Origin of the sequence: Rubripirellula lacrimiformis (assembly GCF_007741535.1) — a bacterium.
GTDB lineage: Bacteria > Planctomycetota > Planctomycetia > Pirellulales > Pirellulaceae > Rubripirellula > Rubripirellula lacrimiformis.
Genome location: NZ_CP036525.1, coordinates 5023719 through 5043710, shown reverse-complemented (window position 1 = coordinate 5043710; position 19992 = coordinate 5023719). Strand labels below are relative to the sequence as shown.

The window sequence follows — 19992 nt, the reverse complement described above, 5'->3', positions numbered from 1 at the left end:
TCGCTGTCATGGCGACCGAATCCCACTTCCCATCTCGATCCCATTCACCACACGCGCCGTGTCCAATCAATCCGCCCGCTATCGAATCACCCACCAGACGCACTATTCGTATAGTGATCAGGTGGCGATTTGCCAGAACCAATTGCGGATGCAGCCGCGATCCGGTGGGCGTGTGACGGTGCATAGTTCCACGATGTCGATTCACCCGTCGCCCGACAGCGTGTTTGAACACAAGGATTACTTTGGCAACCAAGTCTATTCGTTCGCGATCGAGTTTTTACATCGGGAATTGAAGGTTGTGGCCACTAGCGATGTGACGGTCGCGGCGGTCGACATGCCTCCGGAAACGTCGACGCCCGAGGGCAGCACGTTCGAGGGAGACGTCCTTTGGGAAACCATTGTCGAACAGGCGCTTACGACCGCCGATACGCCTCTGCGAGTTCTGGAATATCGCTTCGATTCCGCTCGCATCTCGGCATCGGAAATCTTCGCCCAGTACGCACGTCAGTCGTTTTTGCCGGGCCGCGGGATCTTAGCTGCGACGTTGGATCTGACGCGCCGAATCCACCGCGACTTTAAATACGATTCGTCGGCGACCGAGGTCAACACACCCACCGATAAAGCGTTCGAACTACGGGCGGGGGTCTGCCAAGATTTCGCACATATCGAAATCGCTTGTCTGCGATCGTTGGGAATCCCGGCGCGCTATGTCAGCGGCTATCTAAGGACTTTGCCGCCCCCCGGGAAAGAACGGATGGTCGGTGCGGACGAATCGCATGCATGGCTAAGCGTGTACGCTGGTTCGGAGCATCAGTGGGTTGGTTATGATCCCACCAATGCATGTTTCGTTGGGACACAACACGTGCCGATCTGTGTCGGGCGCGATTACAACGACGTCAGCCCGATGCGTGGCGTGGTGTTGGGCGGTGGGAAACCTTCGCTGCGTGTCAGTGTGGATGTCGAACCGATTGATGAACCATCGGCCGGCGTGGTCCCCGGTGCTGGATTGCAGCAACAGAACCAACCTCAGCAACAGAGCCAACAGCAGCAGAAATCGAGACAACCACCTTTGCAAGATCCATCATCGCAGCGGATGTTCTTTTTTGGTGACGAGGGGCCGGTCGTTTGAATACTCCGTCGGATCAACCACCCCCCCCATCAGTGCCCGCCGCCGATTCAAACAATCAACCTGGGGAAACCCAGGCGGCACCTGACTTCCAGCCTCGTTGCCTGCGCTGTTTCCGGCCACAGAAACTGTGCTACTGCTCTCTGATTCCTTCGGTTGCCAATCGCACCGACGTGCTGATTTTGCAGCATCGGCGAGAACGCGAACATCCGTTCAACACCGCTCGGATGGTCGACATGGCGTTGGACCGTTGCCGATTGATCGTTGAAAACAACGACGTGTTGGCTCGGCGGATGAACGAAGTCACGCTGGCCGATGATGCGGCCGTTCTGTATCCCGGCGATGACGTGCCGCTGTTGACCGATTTGCCGGTCGATCAGCGTCCATCGCAATTGATTGTCTTGGACGGAACCTGGCACCACACCAAAACACTGATGCGGGACATTCCCCGCTTGGCGACGCTTCCCCGTTTCAAGTTGGCGCCACCCGAACCGGGACGATACCGAATCCGCCGTGAACCCGACGATCAGGCCCTTTCGACTTTGGAAGCGGTGATCGCTGCATTGGCGGACAACGAACCCGAGACGCCGGGACTTGCCTTGCAACTAGCCGAGTTGATGCAGGCGTTTGATCGAATCATCGACCAACAGATCGCCAATCCAAAATCCAATTGGCGCGTGAACTCCAAACGAGTCCCCGATGCCAACAACGTTCCTAAGGCACTGCGCGGCACTTTGGAAAACATCGTCGTCGCCTACGGTGAACAGGAACAGGGTGACTATCGACCGGCTTCCGTTCGGCCAAAGCCACGAGTCCGTCCGCCGAAGTCAAAAGTTCCTCCGCGGCCTGTCTATTGGGTCGCCCAACGTTTGGTGACAGGCGAACGTTTCGAAATGGTGATCCAGGCCGATTGCCTGGGCGACGAGTACTTTCGCGACCAGATCGGGCTCGACGATGCGAAGGTCGGCACCGCGGTGTCGTTGGACGAGTTTCGCGAATCGTGGCAAGGGTTCCTGCGAAAGCATGACACCGTGGTCGTTCGCCATCCGGGAACGGAAAAATTGATCACTCGAAACGAGGTGTCCCCGCGTCACCCATGCTTGGTTTTGAAGTCGATCAAGGCCGACGAGTCGGCCGACGCAAACGCCGCAGCGCCGATGAACGACACCCGCGCCGCACAACGATTGGCGAACACGATCGCGCTGACCCAACATTTTTCAAGCCTGGCATCCATGGATGCTGATCAGCAAAAGTGATTGCCGATTGTGAAACCGTGCTCCGCGATTTGTCCCATGCTGCGTGGCCTGATCGTTTTCCACTCCACTATCGACCGAAAGACAACGGATGCAGTACGCGATCGAGGCGGATTTAACGGCGGATGAATTCATCGACGTGTTGCAGCGATCGACGCTGGCGGCGCGGCGACCGGTGGATAGCGTGGCGACAATTTCGAAGATGCTGGCGAATGCGGATTTGATCGTGACCGCCCGAAATGACCGTGCGCTGCTCGTGGGTGTCGCGCGTGCGATGACGGATTTCGCCTACTGCACTTATCTTTCCGATTTGGCGGTCGATGTCGCATTTCAGAGCCAGGGAATCGGCCGATCTCTGATTGCAGCGATCCATGATGCGGCGGGCTTGGATACTCGCCTGATTTTGCTTGCTGCTCCCGACGCGGTGACCTATTACGCCCATTTGTCGGATAGCCAAGGGATCGGGATGCATCAGCATCCGTCCTGCTGGACCATTCCGCCGGCCTCTGACGGTCCCAGCGGCCCCTCTTGATCAGCATCCGATCAGAGAACCCGCACCATCGTCACAGCATGTTATGCGGTGACAGTGAATGGTGATTCCGCGGCTTCCCAAGCTGCAATGGTCGCAAAGCTGACACAGACTTTTGATAGTCGGGAACGGTTGGACGAATCTGACCTTTCAAGGCTGCCAAGCGCGGGGCATTCTCTTGGCATTGGTACAAATCATGAAATCAATTGATACTGAGCATGGCGAGCTGAAACAGCTGGTCTATGCCAGCACGGCACTCGTATCGTTCAGCGATACGGAAATTGGCGAACTCGTTCAACGTTCACGCCATAAAAACGAAACGCATCAAATTAGCGGCGTGTTGCTTTACCGCGACGATGCCTTTTTTCATGTGTTGGAAGGACCGGCAAGTTCGGTCAGCTCGCTTTACGAACGCATTGCCAGTGACACGCGACACAGCGGCAGGATTCTGTTGGCCAATCGTGTGATCGAGCGGCGGAATTTCGGTGCGTGGAGCCTGGGCTTCATCTGTGACCCTGAACGGATCGCTAGGCTGCCAGGTTTCGTCGATTTCTTTGGGAATCGCGATGCAAAGGAGCACGACTTGAATGCAGGTCCTCCCAAATTCACGGATCTTGAACGTGATTCGTTGCGGATTCGTCTGGTTCTAGAAGGCTTTCACCGCGGACGGTGGATGCTGCATGCGAACGAGACAACCGGTGACTTTGCCGAACCAAGGTCGTGGCAAGCAAGTAGAATCGAAGCGGTGCCAAGTCGTTCGATCTGACGACTGCACGACATCACACAGTGGGTGTTCCCGAAAGCCGTGAACGTCGTTTCGCTTGCTGGACTTTCATAAGATGGAAGCCCCTAGGGCGGGATTTTGTTCTACGAAAACCGCTCACCTGATGATGACCGGATGCGGAACGCACAACATTGCGGCGGTCGCCAGCAGCATGCGTTTCGTTCCGATTGGCCATCTGACCATCAAGCCTAAGCTGCTGCCGCCGGCGGAAGAAGTTCAGATGGCAAAATAAGGCCGGACAGCCGAAGGGCATCGGCGACATCGATCCGGTGCGTCCTTCTGTCACGCAGGTTCGTAGGTGCGGTGTGAATCGCTATACTGGCCACTGTTTCATCCTGCAACTCCGCTGGCAAAGTTCCGCTGGCCCGTTCGTTCCGTCGTTACGATCTGTTTCTATGAGCCAATTACCTCCCTGTCCTGCTTGTCAATCGGAATTCGCATACGAAGACGGCATCCTGTTGGTGTGTCCGTCGTGTGGTCATGAATGGTCACCGGCCGAAGAAGCCGCCAAGGCCGATGAAGCTGCGGTCAAAGACGCCAATGGAAATGTCTTGCAATCTGGCGATACGATCGTCGTCATCAAGGACCTGAAAGTCAAAGGTTCGTCACTGGTCGTCAAAGGCGGCACCAAGGTGAAGAACATTCGATTGGTCGACGGAGATCATGACATCGATTGTAAAATCGACGGTGTCGGTGCCATGTCGTTGAAGTCCGAATTCGTCAAGAAAGCTTAATCGGCTCCAAGACGGTGGATCATTCGGTGGACACCGTATCGAGCGGCAGCACGGGTGACTCGATCACCTGACGCATCACCTTCAGACGACCAATGCCGGTTGTCTGTCTGATTTGGCGACCATCCGTCCACCGTTCGTTGCTGTTCGAACGCAGCGCGGTCTTCGATGGTGGCTAGACGTTTGCTTCGAATGGGACGTCGCTATCGCTTGGGAATTCGAATAGGAAGGTAGATCCGCCCAGGGGGGATTCCTCCACCCAGATCCGCCCTTCTAGGCGATCGACGATTCGTTGACAGATGGCCAGCCCGATTCCCGTGCCCTTGTAGGCGGTTTGGTTGTGCAATCTTTTGAAGATCCCGAACACCTGTTCGCGGTATTCCCGTTTGATTCCGATTCCGTTGTCCGAGACAGAGTAGCGGGCGTTGCCGTCGACGAACTCGCCCTCGATTTGAATCACCGGGGATTGATCGCCGTGATACTTGATCGCGTTTCCGATCAGGTTCTGGAACAGTTGTTCCATCTGTCTGGCATTCGCATGTGCCTGCGGCATTTCGCCGAACGTGATCGTTGCGTCCGATTCTGCGATTGCTTCGGAAAGCGTATCCACTGCAAACGATGCGATGACTCGTATATCCAGCAATTCAGTTTGGTGTTCCAACGTTTGGACTTGAGAGTACGCCAATAGGTCTTGAATCAGCGACCGCATTCGCTTGGCACCGTCGACGATGTATCCCACGTATCGTTTCCCGCCATCGTCGATTTGGTCGATACAATCTTCCATCAATAAATCGCAAAACGCGGTTACTTTTCGCAGGGGTTCTTGGAGGTCATGCGACGCAACATAGGCGAACTGGGCCAATTCTTGGTTACTGCGTTCTAGGCTGAAGTTCATTTTCTGCAGTTCACGTTCTGTCTTCTTTTGTTCGGAAATATCGCTGGCAACGCCCAGGTATCCGGTCGTCGTTCCATCGTTGTCCAGCAGTGCTGTGACCGACAAGACGACCGGCAATCGGGTTCCATTTTTATGAATGTAAGTCCATTCAAGCGGAGCCACTTTTCCACCTTTCGCGATCTGGGCGAAGACATCGAAACCTGGTTCCACGGTGGTATTGGTCGTTTCGCTAAGCCACTTTGCACGATGGACGACTTCGTCCCGGTCGTGAAAAATCTGAGGCGAGTGCTTGAACACCAATTCGCGACTCTCGTAGCCCAACATTTTTTCGGCCATCGCATTGACCGACGTGATCACGCCATAGGGATCGGTTGCAATGATCGACACGCCCGCAGCATCTTGGATCGCGGCTTGTAGTCGCTGCGTCGCTGCCAACTCTAAGGCTGCCAGTTTACGGTCGGTGACGTCGGAGTTGGCTCCTAAGACTCGAATCGCACGACCGCTGTCATCGCAAAACACCACCGCTTTTGCGTCCAGGTAGCGAATTTCGCCATCCGGACGGACGATACGGAATTCAAAATCGAATGGCTCGCCACGCTGCATCGACTGTTCCAATGCGGCCTCCGATGGGGCGCGATCGTCGGGGTGAACGCTGGACAACCAACTCTGATAGGCACCGTCAAAGCTGGAACGCTCTAGCCCATAGAGTTCGTACATCGAATCGCTCCAATCGAGCGCTCCGCCGATGGGATCGAAGTCAAAGACGCCGATCCGATTCACTTTGGCAGCCAGCCCTAGTTTTTCCAGACGCCCGGTGGCTTCGTCGGCCATCGCAATGGACCGTTTGGATTCGCGCGCAATCAGGAAGAATGTTCCGATCAACAATAGGTCGATCAACACTCCGGCAAGCAGGATGAAGTTGGATTGGGATTGGTCAACACTGTCGCGGAACGACTTGGACGACCAGATGGAAAAATCCCATCGACGACCATACACGTCGAAGTTGTAGTTCTTTTTGAACAGGGGATCCGGATCGAAGTCCGAATCCGAAGGCATTAATTCGTTAAAAAGGTCCGTGCCGCTGTCGCTCAATCGTATGCCAACCTGACGTCGATCGCTCTCTAGGACTCCGGCAATCAGTTTGCGAAACACGAATGGTGCGTAGACCAATCCGCGGAATGAATCGACGTTGTTGGGGCCACCGTTGGGGCCGTAATAGGGAGCGTAGAACAGGAAACCGGGTGTTTTCTGAGAGTCCTGAACCAAAATGATCGGACCAGTTACCTGTGCGGTGCCCGTATCACGCGCTTTGCGAGCCGCTGTGATGCGGTTGCTTTCGTGCGCGATATCCAGACCAACCGCACTTTCGTTTCCGACTAGCGGGGTGATCGATTGGATTGGCCAATACTGTTCACCCTTTCGATTGGGATGAATTACAAAATCAGGTCGTTGCAGACGTTGTTCGGCTAAGAATGCTTCCACCTCATCGTTTTGAAGCGGTTCGATCAATCCGATCCCGTTGATTCCCGGGTACTTTTGCTCGACGCGAATCGAATTTGCGAAACGTTCCCATTGGCCATGTTCCACCCTGCCGTCGACGGTGTTTGCAAACGCAGTGCCGGCCCACAGGATGTCTTCGTACTTCGTCATCCGATCGATCACCAAGGCGACGACTTGGTCGGCTTCACGATCGAAACGCTGCTCTAATCGTTCGGTTTGATAACGCCGAGAATAGTTCCAAGCGAATAGCGTGAAACCGATCGCCAGGACAATCACGATCCACAGAAGCCGTTGCAGAACGTGCGCCTTCGCAACCGTGGTACGGATCTGTTCCGCAGGCGATGCAGACAAGGTTTCCATTAGATTTTCACGCAGACTTGGTTGCGGCCCGAACGCTTGGCGTCGTACAGGGCTACATCGCTTCGTCGTAGTGCGTCTTCCAACTGGTCCCCGTCGATGACCGATGTGATTCCGACGCTAGCGGTGACTTTCAAACAAACGTCTCTCAGTTCGATTTGCGATGACTCGATGCTGCGAATCAATTCGGTAGCGTGGTGGATCGCGTTTTCTAGCCCGGCCTCTGGCAACAGAATTGCGAATTCTTCGCCGCCGTATCGGGCAGCTTGGATTCCATGTTGCGAAGATTCGCTGATCAGTTTGGCGATGTGGCGAAGCACGTGATCGCCGACCAAGTGGCCGTGCAGGTCATTGACTCGCTTGAAATGGTCAATGTCCAACAAAGCGATGCACATCACTTTGCAATGTTCGACCAGTTCGGAAAAACTGGCGCTAAGACGCCTGCGGTTGGGCATCCCTGTCAGGATGTCTGTGTTGGCGTCGGCTGCAATGCCCAGCATCTTTTGCTGCCTTGCGATCGCAAAGCTTAGCGATCGAGTCAGCAATTGGCCGCTGATTGCTCCCTTGGCAACGTAATCCTGGGCGCCTTTTTCAATCGCGGCTAGGCCAAGTGTTTCGTTGTCGTTTCCGGTCAGGACCACCACTGGAAGTCTCGCGTCCACGCATCGGATCTGATGCAGCGATTCAATTCCGTGTCCGTCGGGAAGCCCAAGATCGAGCAAGCAAACGTCGAAATCGTTTTCTGAAAGCTGCTGGATGGCTTCCTGCAGTGACGACGCATGTTCGACTTCGAAGACAGCCTGCGATGTGCGGGTCAGAATGCGTGTGACCATGAAGGCCTCGCTTTCCTGATCTTCAACCAAAAGGACGCTAATCGCCTTAGGTGAAATACCTAACATCGATAGATCCTTTGCCCGCTGGAGTCAAAAAAGTGAAGCCCTAATCACCTCCATAGAATTGCAGCGCCGTTACTTTCTCGAGCCTCCTTGTGGCAATTTGGTGACAAATGCCACTACCCCAGCCAGCAATCTGGGGCAATATCCCTGTCATGCCGATCGTAGCGACACAATGGGCGAAAGGTGACGGCCAAAATCCCATCTGACGAACATCCAGTACACGTTTGTACCGGATGACGTCAAAATGATTGGCGACCACCAACGGCTCGGATCGCTATTTGATGAAACCGCGGGATCGCAGCATATCGACGACGGCATCGGCACACTGATCGACGGTGTCGCTGGTCGTGTCGATTGTCAGATCCGCGTTTTCGGGGACGTCGTAGGTCGCCGTCACGCCTGGGAAGTTCACCAATTCGCCTGCGTCGGCCTTGGCATACTGTCCCTTGGTATCACGTTGGCGGCACACATCGACGGGGGTCGCAACGTGGACGACCAAAAATTTGCCTTCGCCGATCAATTTGGCGACTTTCTGGCGTACGTCGCCCGATGGTGCGACGAACGACGCGATGCAAATCATGCCGGCATCGTTCAATGTGTGAGCCAAATGGCCGCTGCGACGCAAGTTCTCGCTGCGGTCTTCGGCGGTGAAGCCCAAGTCACGGCTGAGCCCTCGTCGCACCGTTTCGCCATCGATGCTGGCCACGGCGCGGCCGGCGTCGAATAGTTTGCGTTCGACTGCGTGTGCGATCGAGGTTTTGCCGCTGCCGGTTAGCCCAGTCAGCAACACGGTGGCCGGACGCTGGCCGAAGCGGGCCGCACGATCATCCGCAGAAACCTGCGATACGGCGTTGGGGGACGTCGATGCATCGGCATCCGAATCGTCCCACACGGTTCGGTTCTTCGCATCACCGGATTTGTCCAAAATCATGCCCGCCGCCACGGTGGCGTTGGTCAATCGATCCACGACGATGAAGGCACCGGTGCTGCGGTTCTTTCGATAGGCGTCCATATGGATCGGGGCCGACAAAGTAATGCCGACGCGGCCGATTTCATTCAGTTCCAACGCCGGGGCGGGGCTGCGGTGCAGCGAATTGACATCCACGCGATATTTCAGCGTGTCGATCGTTCCGGGTAATGTTTGCGTTGTGTGTTTGAACAGATAGGTTTTGCCAGGCACCATTCCATCTGCGTTCATCCAAACCAGCATCGCGTCAAATTCGGATCGCGATCGCGGCAAATTGCCGGGACGCACAATCATGTCGCCACGGCTGGCGTCGATCTCGTCCGCGAATGTCAGCGTCACCGATTGCGGCGCGAACGCCTCGTCGATATCCCCGTCGAAGGTGACGATGCGTTTAACATGCGACTTTTGGCCGCTTGGCAGAACCATGATTTCCTCGCCGGCACGGATGATGCCGGATGAAATCGTGCCACAGAAACCGCGGAAGTTTAGATCGGGGCGATTGACGTACTGTACCGGCATCCGGAAATCTTGCAGGTTCCGGTCGCTGCCGATGTAGACGTTCTCTAGGAAATTCATCAGCGTGCTGCCGGTGTACCACGGCATGTGCTCGCTGCGATCGACGACGTTGTCGCCATTGAGCGCGCTGATCGGAATGAAGTGCAGATCGGGAAGATCCAAACGCGTCGCGAACGAGCGGTAATCGTCACAGATTTCTTCGAAACGTTCTTCGCTGTAATCGACCAAGTCCATCTTGTTGATCGCGACAACGACGTGACGAATCCCCAGCAGGGAAACGATGAACGAGTGTCGTTTGGTTTGCGTCAACACGCCGTGATCGTGCCGAGCATCGATCAAGATCACAGCCAGGTCGGCCGAACTGGCGCCGGTGGCCATGTTCCGCGTGTATTGTTCGTGGCCGGGGGTGTCGGCGATGATGAATTTGCGTTTTGCGGTACTGAAATAGCGGTACGCAACATCGATCGTGATGCCCTGTTCACGCTCGGCCTTCAATCCATCCATCAACAGTGCGGTATCGATTTGACCGCCGGTCGTACCGACCAGTTTGGAATCGACTTCCAGTTGTTTCAGGTGGTCTTCGTAGACCATTTTGCTGTCGAATAGCAGTCGGCCGATCAACGTGCTCTTTCCGTCATCAACGCTGCCGCAGGTGATCAACCGAAGCAACTGCTTCTGTTCATGCTGCTTCAGATAGGCGTCAATGTCGGTCGCGATCAGGTCAGATTGATGGGACATGGAGAAAGATAGGTTTCAGGTGACAGGTGTCAGGTAACAAGAACAAACGAATGGTTGGCAGCCGTCAACGCTTTGCTGAAAAGCAGGTGGGGGACAGAGCCGTCTGCAACCTGTTCGTTAAAAGTATCCGCGGCGTTTCTTCTCTTCCATTCCCGCACCGCCTTCGTCTTGGTCGATGATTCGGCCTTGGCGTTCGCTGGTCGTCGCCAGCAGCATTTCCTGGATCACTTCGGGCAAGGTCGCCGCTTCGCTTTCGACGGCTCCGGACAGCGGGTAACAGCCCAGTGTGCGGAAGCGAACCATCTTGGTTTCTTCTTTTTCGCCGGCCAGCAGCGGCATGCGATCGTCGTCTCGCATCAACAACACGCCATCACGCTCGACCACGCGGCGGGGCGCCGATAGGTACAGAGGCACGATGGGGATGTTTTCCAAGTGGATGTACTGCCACACGTCTAGTTCGGTCCAATTGCTCATTGGAAAGACGCGAATCGATTCGCCCTTGTTCACGCGGCCGTTGTATAGGTTCCAGAGCTCGGGCCGCTGATTCTTGGGGTCCCATCGATGGGACTTATCACGGAAGCTGAAGACACGTTCTTTGGCGCGGCTCTTCTCTTCGTCGCGACGTGCACCACCGAAAGCTGCATCGAACTGGTACTTGTCCAACGCCTGCTTCAGCGCGTCGGTTTTCATGATTTCCGTGTGGCGTTCGCTGTCTTCCCACGGCTTGATGTCGTGCTTGATTCCTTCTTCGTTGATGTGAACCAGCAGGTCCAAGCCGAGTTCCTTCCGTGCGTACTGTTCGCGGAACTCGATCATCTCGCGAAACTTGTAGGTCGTGTCGACATGCAATAGCGGGAATGGCGGCTTGGCTGGGTAGAACGCCTTTAGCGCAAGGTGGACCAGCACGGCTGAATCTTTGCCAATGCTGTACAGCATTACCGGTTTATTGAACTCGGTAACGACCTCGCGCATGATGTGGATTGATTCCGCTTCGAGCTGCTTGAGGTGGGTGAGGTTGTAGTCCGACATTTCGCCAAAAAATTGAGTGTTTGTGGAGAATCCAGCCCAGGAGTATAAGCGCCGCCTGAGTGGTTAGTAGCCCCGGGTGAAACGAGTGTCCCGGACCTAACAGAGCTATTGGTACCGTGTCGAGCCCTTTGGCCAAATCTGCAGAATCACGCCCTCGGATTCTTCGGCATCCCCCAGTGGATAGGAGGCGACTTTTCGCATTTGCAAATTCGCCAAGGAACCCAAGTGGCGGGCTTCGCCCCGTTCATCGAGCCACTTGGGGCCTTTGATCAACAACAGGCGGTCCACCATCATCCAGTGGGGTTCGATCCAGCGACAGAACTTCGCGATGCTGCCGACGGCGCGTGAGACGACCGACGTGAACCGAAAATCTTCCATCAGATCTTCGCCCCGGGCCGCGTACACCGGGACCTGGATCCCGACCTCCGCCACAATCTCGCTGAGCGCCTTGGCTCGCTTGGCAACCGATTCGGCCAACGAGACTTCGATGTCAGGCCGCAGGATGGCCAGCGGGATACCGGGAACCCCATTTCCGCTGCCCATGTCCAAGACCTCTTCGCCCTCGGCCAACAGAGGTGCGAGCTGCAAGCAGTCGCGGAGGTCCCGACCAACAAAAAGGTCCCACGTGGTGTGGCGGGTCAGATTCAATTGTTCATTGAATCGCCACATCACAGTGACATAGTCTTGCAACCTTTGAGCCATCGCCTCGTCCATTTCGATCGAGTGGGAAGCGAGCGCGGCGGCAAAATCGGGATCGATCGGCATGGTGGGTCGGGTCGCAGTCATGAACGGGAATTGCTTTCGGTACCGTAATCATGACATATTCGGCGCCGCTCTCAAAGCGACCCATTCTGGCCGACCGTTCGAACTCTCGGATCCCCGTTTCCTGCGATGAATCCACACGTATTTGCCTATGGCACGCTGAAGCAGGGACAATGTCGGGCCCATCTGTGGCCGGCGGAACCGATCTCCATCCGCCCAGCTTGGATTCGGGGGTGCCTATTCGACCGTCACGACTACCCCGCCGTCGTCGCGGGAAACGGGATCGTCGTCGGTGAAATCCGCCTATTTGCTGACTCGGACATCGATCGCGTGATGACGGTGTTGGACCAAATCGAAGGATGCCATCAGCCAGGACTGCCCAATCTGTACGACCGCGCCGTCGTGCAGGCCTACCCCTATGACGGCGAAGCCCCCGACCAGCAGACCCCAAACGCCATACCCATGGCCATGGCGAACGCCTATTTTTATGCACGCGATCCGATTGCCGACGGGTTCCGGAAAGTCGTCACAGACGGGCCCGCGGTCTGGCCAACCAACGGTTCGGCCGCCAAGTAGCGGATCCGAGGATCCCCAATTCTGTCTGGATGCTTGGCTGTCTGGATACCTGCCTGTCTGGATACCTGGGGCGACGTGGCATCGGCCCGAGCTGGTGGACTGGAATCGTTCAGGGTCCCCCCATCAGCCGCCTTGGCCGGTAGCCCCGGTTCGTGGGTGACGAATCCGAGGCTATCGCGAAACGGCTGACTGAATCGACAAACCGTTATTGGCATCCGCATGCGAACTGCTTCACGGTCGCTATCGCCCAACCGGTGAAGCAACCGAGCGGCTCCTAGCTACCTGATTCGGGATGGTAGGGACGCACATCGATCCACTGCATGCCCGCAGCATCAGCAGCCTGAAATCCAAGCGGCGAGTCTTCGAACACCAAGCACTTGGTCGGATCGAGTCCCAGTTGCCGGGCGGCTTCCAGGAACACGTCCGGTTCGGGTTTGTGCCGCTGAGTGTCTTCGGCAGTGACGACCGCCGCAAATAGATCCGTGATTCCCATCTGGTCCAATTGCCGGTTCACGATGGTTCGGATGCCTCCGCTGGCAACGGCCATCGGCATCCGACCATGGTGTCGTCTCGCCACGTCCACGACGTCGTCCAGTGTGGGCAACTGGTCAATCAGCTTTTCGAAAGCGTCTTCCTTCTCTTGGGCGACGACGGATGCATCGACCGAAACCCCTTGTTCGCCGGACAAGATCTCGATGATTTTGTCGCTGGGCATGCCGCCCATCGAATAGAAACGATCTTCACCGAATGTGATTGCATACTTCGACATGGTGTCGCGCCACGCCACGAAGTGGAGCGGCATCGAATGGCTCAGGGTGCCGTCGCAATCAAAAATCAGTCCATCGAACTCGCGGGTGTAGTCAGCGTCGCGCACAGTTTTGGCAGCTTTCTTTCGGAAGATTCAGGGGAGGTGTTCCGCGACAAACCTAACGATTCTTTCCCGAACGGCAAACGGCATCCAAAATTCACGCCCTGTTGCCACGTTCAGCCCAAGCCGCATTGCGATCCGCCAGCACAAATGTAGGCAGGAGCAAGCGAAGCGCGGCTCCGGCATGCTTGGTGGGTGATTGGGTGGGGGATTGCCGGATCTGCGTCGCTGCGCTCCTGGATCCGACCTACTTGGATCCGACCTACTTGGATCCGACCTACTTGGATCCGACCTACTTGGATCCGGCCTACTTGGATCGGGGCTGCTTGGATCGGGGCTGCTTCATCTGGCGTTTTTATCGCTACGGGGCGACGATTCGGAACAGACGGGTGCCGGTGCGGACCAGGAAGCCGTCGGGTAGCGGGGCTACCCCGTACAGAGTCTCACCCGCTTCGGCTTCGGATGCGACCCACAACTGGTTCTCGGCGACCATGTTGATTTCGTCGCCCGCAGCGATCACCGAAGTGGTGCCGCTTTTACCAAAGATGAATACATTCTCGCCGATTCCGTACGGCGTTGCCCAATTGGACTGTGGCATTCGCGAAGTGTAGGCGGTGTCACCATGGTTGAGGTCGATGCAGTAGAGGACGCCGGCGCGATTGGTGTAATAGGCGTAGCCGCGGTATGCGATCGGTGACCCAAAGGAACTGGTCGCCGATTCGTTTCGCCACACAACTTCGGCAACATACTGTGTCGCACCATCGGCTGGCAGTGGAACAATCTGCATCAGCATGTTGGACTGTTTCGCGCCCTCTGCATTCTCGCCACTACGTCCAGGCGACGCACCAACCAAGAACCGGGCATCGCCGACCGCGATCGGCGTGGCGACGGTGTTGCCCCCCACATCATCAAACGTCCATAGCAATGCACCGGAGACAGGGTCATAGCCATCGACGGAACCCGAGGACGAAACCACGATGTGATGGGAATCGCCGACGGGGACAAGGGTTGGCGAGGACCACGAAATTCTAGGCGTTCGGTCCGTCTTCCAAATGGTTTTGCCGCTGGATTTATCGAACGCTGCGATGTAGGCGGCGCCGTCGTTGTCGGCTAGTACAAAGACACTGCTGTCGTTCTGGACCAGCGACCCCCCGAGTCCAAAGCGGCCGTCAAATTTTCCATAGTCGGCCATCAGGTCCCGTTCCCACCGCAGGTCGCCGGTGGGAGTCAGTGCGACCATGTTTCCGCTTTCAAAAAACGCATAAATGCCCGCTTCGTCGGCGGTCGGTGTGGGGGCCGCACGACTGGTGTAGAGATCGTTTTTGACCTGCAGCGAACTGGGGAACGACTTTTCCCATCGCTTGGTACCGTCGGCCAGCGAATAGCAAGCGACCAGATTCGATTCTTTCATCGGTCCATCAACCGCCGTGACGTAGACATGGTCGCCCACGATGACTGGGCTGGACTGCCCGTAACCGGTGATCGCCGCTTGCCAGGCGATGTTTTCTGTTGGCGACCACTCGATCGGTGGCGAAAACTTTTCGATCTGATCCTTGGCTTGTCCACCTAAGAACGCGGGCCAGTCGGCGATCGCGGGCGATGCTTCGCCGCCAAGTCCGATGGCCAGCATCATGACCGGAAGGGCGGAAAGCTGGAATGCGAAGCGTTTCATGATGAACCTTAGGATCGGGATGGGACGGATCGTCCGAGGAAGACATTTCACCACTGGATCGCTGTGCTATCCCAAGTGAAGGGCCGCGCGAGCCAGTTGCAGCCAGCTGGTTCCGGCGGAATCGACGTTCATGTTGTACGCCTTGGTGGGAATGTAGGCGCGTTTGTTGTCAACGATGCGAATGGGAATCTGAGTATTCTTTTCGAGTTGTTCGATTCGTTGCCGGTTGGTGTAGTGGAGGACAATGAATCGATCGTTGGTCGTGATGGCTGCAATTTGCCATGCTGCTGCGTCCATCCGCAGCTCGGCAATCTCCAGCATGCGTTTGGCGGCTTCGGGTGGTTCGCCGAATCGGTCCTTCAGTTCCTCGCGGATCGTGACGATCTCGGATGCGTTGTTGATCTTGGCGATCCGGCGATACAGATCGATCTTGTGGCGAAGGTCCGGTACGTAGTCGTCGGGCAGATAGGCTTCGACGGGTAGATCAATGTCGACATCGGCCGACAACTTGGGCGGCAACTTTTGCAGGGTGCGTACGGCGTCTTCTAACAACGAACAATAAAGTTCGTATCCGACGGCGGCGATGTGACCGGATTGCTGTGACCCCAGCAGATTGCCCGCGCCACGGATTTCTAAGTCACGCATCGAAATCGCAAAGCCAGCGCCCATCTGGCTGAATTCTTCGATCGCACGCAGACGCTTGGACGACTCGGGCGACAGGTGTTTGTGCTTGGCAACGATCAGGTAGCAGTGCGCTTGATGCTTGTACCGGCCAACACGCCCGCGAAGTTGGTGCAACTCGCTAAGTCCGTACCGATCACCATCGTCAATGAACATCGTGTTCGCATTCGGAATGTCCAAGCCGCTTTCAACGATCGTGGTCGCCACCAACATGTCGAACTTGTGTTCGATAAAGTCCACCATGACCTGTTCGAGTTGACCTTCGGCCATCTGGCCGTGCCCGATTCCAATGCGTACCTCCGGCACGATCGATTTCAGCTTTTCGACCAGTTGGGGCATATCGCCAATGCGGTTGTGGACAAAAAAGATCTGTCCGCCGCGGTTCAGTTCCCGAACGATCGCCGTTCGGATCAGGTTGTCGTCCCAGCGGACCACTTTGGTTTCGATCGATCGGCGTTCGGCCGGTGGCGTTTCCAGGTTGCTAATGTCCCGCACGCCGACAAGGGCCATGTGCAACGTCCGTGGGATGGGCGTCGCCGACAGGGTCAAGACGTCCACGTTGCTGTGCAGTGTTTTTAGTTTCTCTTTGACCGCCACGCCAAACCGCTGTTCTTCGTCAACGACGACCAGGCCCAAATTGCTGAAGTCGACATCTTTGCTGGCCAGACGGTGGGTGCCGACCACGATATCGACCTTTCCACGCCGCAGGTCTTTGACCGTTTCGCGTTGTTCGGATCGAGTGGCGAATCGCGATAGTTTGCGAATTTCGACCGGGAACTCGGCCATCCGTTCGCGAAAATTATGATAGTGCTGTTCGGCCAACACCGTCGTGGGAACCAAGATCGCAACTTGGAAACCGCTGGTCACTGCCTTGAACGCTGCTCGCATCGCAACTTCGGTCTTGCCGTAACCGACGTCACCGCAGATCAACCGATCCATCGGCCGCGTCGATTCCATGTCCAACTTCAGCGCATCGATCGCCGTCAATTGGTCGGGTGTTTCCATGTAGGGGAAACTAGCGTCAAACTGCCGCTGCCAATCGTTGTCCAAGTCGAACGAAATCCCTTGCCGGGTCGTCCGCTGGGCCTGCATTTCCAGCAGTTCTTCGGCCATGTCGGTGACGGCACTTTCGGCTGCCTTGCGCTGGGACTTCCATGCTTGGCCGCCGATCTTGGCAAGTCGCGGTTGCCGGGTGGTGCCGCCAACGTAACGCTGGATCAATCCGATACGAGATGCCGGCACATAGATCTTGGTGCCTTCGTCGAACTCGATCGTTAGGTGTTCAAGGTGCTGGCCGTTTTTCTCGATGTGTTTCAGGCCGCGATAGAGCCCGATGCCATAGGACAGGTGGACAACCAGGTCACCTGGTTCCAACTGCATCAGACTGTTGATCGGTTTTCCGCGCGAACGCGAACGGCCACGACGCACCGGGCTGCGATGGAATAGTTCGGCGCCGGTCAGCACCAACACTTTGGCGGCCACCAATCGGAACCCGCCCGATAGCTCGGCAACCGTCAGGTGCAGTCGGCCTTCGCGAGTCGCTGCGCTGTCATGCAGCAGTTCGGTCAACCGTTCGCCATCGGCCGGCGTATCGCCCACCAGGATGACTTCATGTTCGGCCGCGACCGTATCGATCTTGATCAGCGTTTCGTCCAGCGACGACGCAAACGCATCAGCGGTACTGGAGTGAACGTCGACGACTTTCTTGGCATCCGGTTCGGCCAACATCGACGCGGAAATCACGTTGTGACCGGATAGTGAATCCATCAGTTGGTCATAGCTGATCAAGTTCGCACCGTCGCCGGTTCGTTTGATCAGATCTCGGGCCGACTTTTCGGTGTCCTGTGGATCGACCACGACGACGATCGCATCGTCGGGCAAATAGTCCGCGATCGAACCGAATGCACTGGCATCGTCGGGCGATTCGTCGTCATCCGCGCCACTGACACCCACCGCAGCGATTTCGACATGATTTAGCGATTCGATACTGCGTTGGCTGCCCGGATCAAATCGGCGGATCGATTCAATTTCGTCGCCGAACCATTCGATTCGAATCGGTTGCGGTTGGTCCGCTGAATAGATATCCAACAACCCGCCGCGAGTGGCAAATTCGCCCGGCAGCGCCACCGCCGTGGTCGCTGCGAACCCGGCTTCGGCCAACCAGCGGCGAATTTCCTCGGGCTCGACTTCGTCGCCAACGTTGATTCGGCGCGTCGAATCCTGAAGCTTCTGGGGCGTCGGCACCAACTGCATCGCACCGCCGATGAACGCCGTGATCAGCAGCGGGTTTTCGGGGGCCTCGTTCCGCTGCAGCAGTTTCTGCAGCACTTGCAGGCGGTCAGCGTAGTCTTCATCGCGAATCGATGACGCGGAAACGTCAGCGGCCGACAACGGCAGCGACACCGCTTCGGTCAGCCCAAACGCGATCGCGTCGCCGGCGACGATGTCGGCGTCGGCTGCCTGTGGCAACAACATCAGGATGTGGGGACGCTGGATCGCGACAGACGCCGCAAAGACGCCTCGCAGTGCCCCCCAAACGCCAGCGAACGCTAATGGAGTGGCTTTCTTTGCCTTGGCATTTCTTGACCGCTTGCTCGGCTTTTTTAGCTTCGCTAATTGCGCGCTGATCCCCGCGGCCTGGTCCAACAGACGGGGCACGTCGGCGAGTTTATGAGCGGTCGTCGCGGCTGAAGATGCCATTCAGCGAAGGCTATCGTTATTTCAACGGCTTGAAAAGATGCGCCCGCACGATCTGGGACGCTGTGGGCCGGATTCCATGACCCGGCAATGCGACGCAGGCCAAATCCCCCCAACCGGGTTTGGGGTGGGGCGTTGATCGATCAGACGCGAGACCTAGAGGACGCCGTTTTCGCGATAGGACGCATGCACGGCGTTGATCCGTGTCAGATTGCGATGCTCGGGACGCAACCCGGCACGGCAGACCACCGAAACGATGTCAGCGATGGTCGATGCGCCGATCTTCCGTCCGATTTCAGCCTTGTGCCGTTCAACCGTCCGTGGACTGCGATACAAAAATCGGGCGGTTTCGGGAACCGAATACCCGTTGCCTAGCAAAATCAGCACTTCCAGTTCTCGTTTGCCCAAAATGCTAAGTGGGCCTAAATCGATCAGGTTCGATCGAAACGTTTCGCCTTTTGACGAGACGCCATCGACCGTTTCGGACGCCGCTGTGGTTGAACACGCCGATTCCGATGGGATCGGATTGGGCGAAACCGCAGTGTCCGCGATCTCCCCTGGTTGTTCCGTCTGGGGGGCTGCGCCGGTGTGGCCCGAAGCGTCGGGATTCACTGCGTCGGGATTCAGCGGGGCCTCGGGATTGGCGGCGGCCGCACTGGGAACCGGCATGGGCGGATGATTATCTTCGTCGTTCGATGCGATCGATCGCGAAAGCACCAAGACGTGATCCGCAAACGGTTCTTCCTGCAGCGGCATCAGGGTCGACGCGATCGCCCTGCCATGCAGCACATGTTCGGTCCTCGCTGGCCGTTCGGTTTGAGAAACCTTCTGGAGCCATTGGATGCGTTCTTTGGCAAACGACTCTTCGAAAACGTCCAGCAGGTTGATGCCGGTCAAATCGCTGGATGTCGAGATGCCAACTTTACGAAGGAACCCGGGGCTGCAGTATCGGAAGATTCCATCGGTGCGAATGATGCTCAGTCCGATGCCTTCTTCGAGGGCAAAAAGCTTTGCCCAATCGATTGCTGCCGGGAACGATGATGCGGTTAGTGGGGACAACTTTTGGTGACCATTCTGGCGTTTCGATTGGCTGCGGCAATTTGCGACGCCCTTTGCGCCGATTGACTTCGTTGGTTTGCTGCCGCTGTTCAGACTCTGTGGCACTTGGCCTACCCGGGTCAATCCTGCTGTGGGCCGGTTTCCTGAATTTGGGTCTGCCGTCCCCGAGGTCGGGTGAGGAAACGTTGCGGTAAACCGTCGTTTTCAGCGTGCCCGGGCGATTATTATCAAATCAAAAGGTTATTGTTGAGTGCATCCACTCAATCTGGTGGGGATCGCAAATCCGCTTCGAACTCTCCGGATCCGCGAGGTGGGCTCGTACGCCATTTCACAGGAACCACACCAATACTGAGCCG

General features: G+C 56.7%; 16 protein-coding genes. 7 read left to right on the top strand and 9 right to left on the bottom strand.

Annotated features, from left to right (window positions below; all coding sequences use genetic code 11):
* The first annotated feature begins 58 nt into the window (after window positions 1-58).
* The 6 genes from K227x_RS17830 to K227x_RS17810 all read left to right on the top strand — a co-directional run bounded on the left by K227x_RS17830 (window position 59) and on the right by K227x_RS17810 (window position 4426).
* Window positions 59-1129, top strand: a complete 1071-nt coding sequence (locus K227x_RS17830) for a transglutaminase family protein (protein WP_145171586.1) — start codon at window positions 59-61, stop codon at window positions 1127-1129.
* Between the two features lie 32 nt (window positions 1130-1161).
* Window positions 1162-2382: a tRNA-uridine aminocarboxypropyltransferase gene (locus tag K227x_RS17825; RefSeq protein WP_218933334.1), complete on the top strand. Its 1221-nt coding sequence runs from the start codon at window positions 1162-1164 to the stop codon at window positions 2380-2382.
* A gap of 88 nt (window positions 2383-2470) precedes the next feature.
* Window positions 2471-2911: a GNAT family N-acetyltransferase gene (locus K227x_RS17820; RefSeq protein WP_145171583.1), complete on the top strand. Its 441-nt coding sequence runs from the start codon at window positions 2471-2473 to the stop codon at window positions 2909-2911.
* 193 nt (window positions 2912-3104) lie between these two features.
* Complete coding sequence (locus tag K227x_RS17815) at window positions 3105-3674, top strand: BLUF domain-containing protein (RefSeq protein WP_145171581.1); 570 nt, start codon at window positions 3105-3107, stop codon at window positions 3672-3674.
* A 121-nt stretch (window positions 3675-3795) separates the two neighbouring features.
* The gene (locus K227x_RS31450) at window positions 3796-3924 is read left to right on the top strand and encodes a hypothetical protein (RefSeq protein WP_261343404.1); all 129 of its coding nucleotides are present in this window, start codon (window positions 3796-3798) and stop codon (window positions 3922-3924) included.
* A 163-nt stretch (window positions 3925-4087) separates the two neighbouring features.
* Window positions 4088-4426 carry a zinc ribbon domain-containing protein YjdM gene (locus K227x_RS17810; RefSeq protein ID WP_145171579.1) on the top strand — a complete coding sequence of 113 codons (339 nt, stop codon included), beginning with the start codon at window positions 4088-4090 and terminating at the stop codon, window positions 4424-4426.
* Window positions 4427-4598: 172 nt separating this feature from the next.
* Here the strand turns inward: K227x_RS17810 and K227x_RS17805 are convergent, their stop codons facing one another.
* The 5 genes from K227x_RS17805 to rsmG form a co-directional block, all read right to left on the bottom strand.
* Entirely contained in the window at window positions 4599-7178 is a 2580-nt protein-coding gene (locus tag K227x_RS17805; RefSeq protein ID WP_145171577.1) for a CHASE domain-containing protein, read from the bottom strand.
* The gene (locus K227x_RS17800; RefSeq protein WP_145171575.1) at window positions 7178-8074 is read right to left on the bottom strand and encodes a GGDEF domain-containing protein; all 897 of its coding nucleotides are present in this window, start codon (window positions 8072-8074) and stop codon (window positions 7178-7180) included. The genes K227x_RS17805 and K227x_RS17800 overlap by 1 nt, the downstream gene beginning before the upstream one ends.
* Before the next feature lie 271 nt (window positions 8075-8345).
* Window positions 8346-10292, bottom strand: coding sequence for a sulfate adenylyltransferase subunit CysN (gene cysN, locus K227x_RS17795; protein WP_145171572.1), 1947 nt, complete (start codon window positions 10290-10292; stop codon window positions 8346-8348).
* Window positions 10293-10409: 117 nt separating this feature from the next.
* Window positions 10410-11321, bottom strand: a complete 912-nt coding sequence (gene cysD / locus K227x_RS17790; RefSeq protein WP_145171570.1) for a sulfate adenylyltransferase subunit CysD — start codon at window positions 11319-11321, stop codon at window positions 10410-10412.
* A 105-nt stretch (window positions 11322-11426) separates the two neighbouring features.
* A complete protein-coding gene (rsmG, locus tag K227x_RS17785) occupies window positions 11427-12107 on the bottom strand; it encodes a 16S rRNA (guanine(527)-N(7))-methyltransferase RsmG (protein ID WP_246145893.1) in 681 nt (226 codons plus the stop codon).
* A 105-nt stretch (window positions 12108-12212) separates the two neighbouring features.
* On the opposite strand from rsmG, the gene K227x_RS17780 reads away from it, so the two are divergent.
* Complete coding sequence (locus K227x_RS17780; protein ID WP_145171568.1) at window positions 12213-12659, top strand: gamma-glutamylcyclotransferase family protein; 447 nt, start codon at window positions 12213-12215, stop codon at window positions 12657-12659.
* Between the two features lie 274 nt (window positions 12660-12933).
* Here the strand turns inward: K227x_RS17780 and K227x_RS17775 are convergent, their stop codons facing one another.
* From K227x_RS17775 to K227x_RS17760, 4 genes are all read right to left on the bottom strand, one after another.
* Window positions 12934-13533 (bottom strand): HAD family hydrolase, encoded by a 600-nt coding sequence (locus K227x_RS17775; RefSeq protein WP_246145892.1) that lies wholly within the window; start codon window positions 13531-13533, stop codon window positions 12934-12936.
* Window positions 13534-13888: 355 nt separating this feature from the next.
* On the bottom strand, window positions 13889-15199 hold the full coding sequence (locus K227x_RS17770) for an outer membrane protein assembly factor BamB family protein (protein ID WP_246145891.1): 1311 nt from the start codon (window positions 15197-15199) through the stop codon (window positions 13889-13891).
* A gap of 66 nt (window positions 15200-15265) precedes the next feature.
* Complete coding sequence (gene mfd, locus K227x_RS17765) at window positions 15266-18580, bottom strand: transcription-repair coupling factor (RefSeq protein WP_145171566.1); 3315 nt, start codon at window positions 18578-18580, stop codon at window positions 15266-15268.
* Between the two features lie 153 nt (window positions 18581-18733).
* Window positions 18734-19636: a LuxR family transcriptional regulator gene (locus K227x_RS17760; protein ID WP_246145890.1), complete on the bottom strand. Its 903-nt coding sequence runs from the start codon at window positions 19634-19636 to the stop codon at window positions 18734-18736.
* Between the last annotated feature and the right edge of the window lie 356 nt (window positions 19637-19992).

Bases quoted from the DNA above. Each gene is read 5' to 3' on its own strand.
- K227x_RS17820 (WP_145171583.1), top strand. From the start codon at position 2,471: ATGCAGTACGCGATCGAGGCGGATTTAACGGCGGATGAATTCATCGAC.
- K227x_RS17815 (WP_145171581.1), top strand. From the start codon at position 3,105: ATGAAATCAATTGATACTGAGCATGGCGAGCTGAAACAGCTGGTCTAT.
- K227x_RS31450 (WP_261343404.1), top strand. From the start codon at position 3,796: ATGATGACCGGATGCGGAACGCACAACATTGCGGCGGTCGCCAGCAGC.
- K227x_RS17810 (WP_145171579.1), top strand. From the start codon at position 4,088: ATGAGCCAATTACCTCCCTGTCCTGCTTGTCAATCGGAATTCGCATAC.
- K227x_RS17805 (WP_145171577.1), bottom strand. From the start codon at position 7,178: ATGGAAACCTTGTCTGCATCGCCTGCGGAACAGATCCGTACCACGGTT.
- K227x_RS17800 (WP_145171575.1), bottom strand. From the start codon at position 8,074: ATGTTAGGTATTTCACCTAAGGCGATTAGCGTCCTTTTGGTTGAAGAT.
- cysN (WP_145171572.1), bottom strand. From the start codon at position 10,292: ATGTCCCATCAATCTGACCTGATCGCGACCGACATTGACGCCTATCTG.
- cysD (WP_145171570.1), bottom strand. From the start codon at position 11,321: ATGTCGGACTACAACCTCACCCACCTCAAGCAGCTCGAAGCGGAATCA.
- rsmG (WP_246145893.1), bottom strand. From the start codon at position 12,107: ATGACTGCGACCCGACCCACCATGCCGATCGATCCCGATTTTGCCGCC.
- K227x_RS17780 (WP_145171568.1), top strand. From the start codon at position 12,213: ATGAATCCACACGTATTTGCCTATGGCACGCTGAAGCAGGGACAATGT.
- K227x_RS17770 (WP_246145891.1), bottom strand. From the start codon at position 15,199: ATGAAACGCTTCGCATTCCAGCTTTCCGCCCTTCCGGTCATGATGCTG.
- mfd (WP_145171566.1), bottom strand. From the start codon at position 18,580: ATGGCATCTTCAGCCGCGACGACCGCTCATAAACTCGCCGACGTGCCC.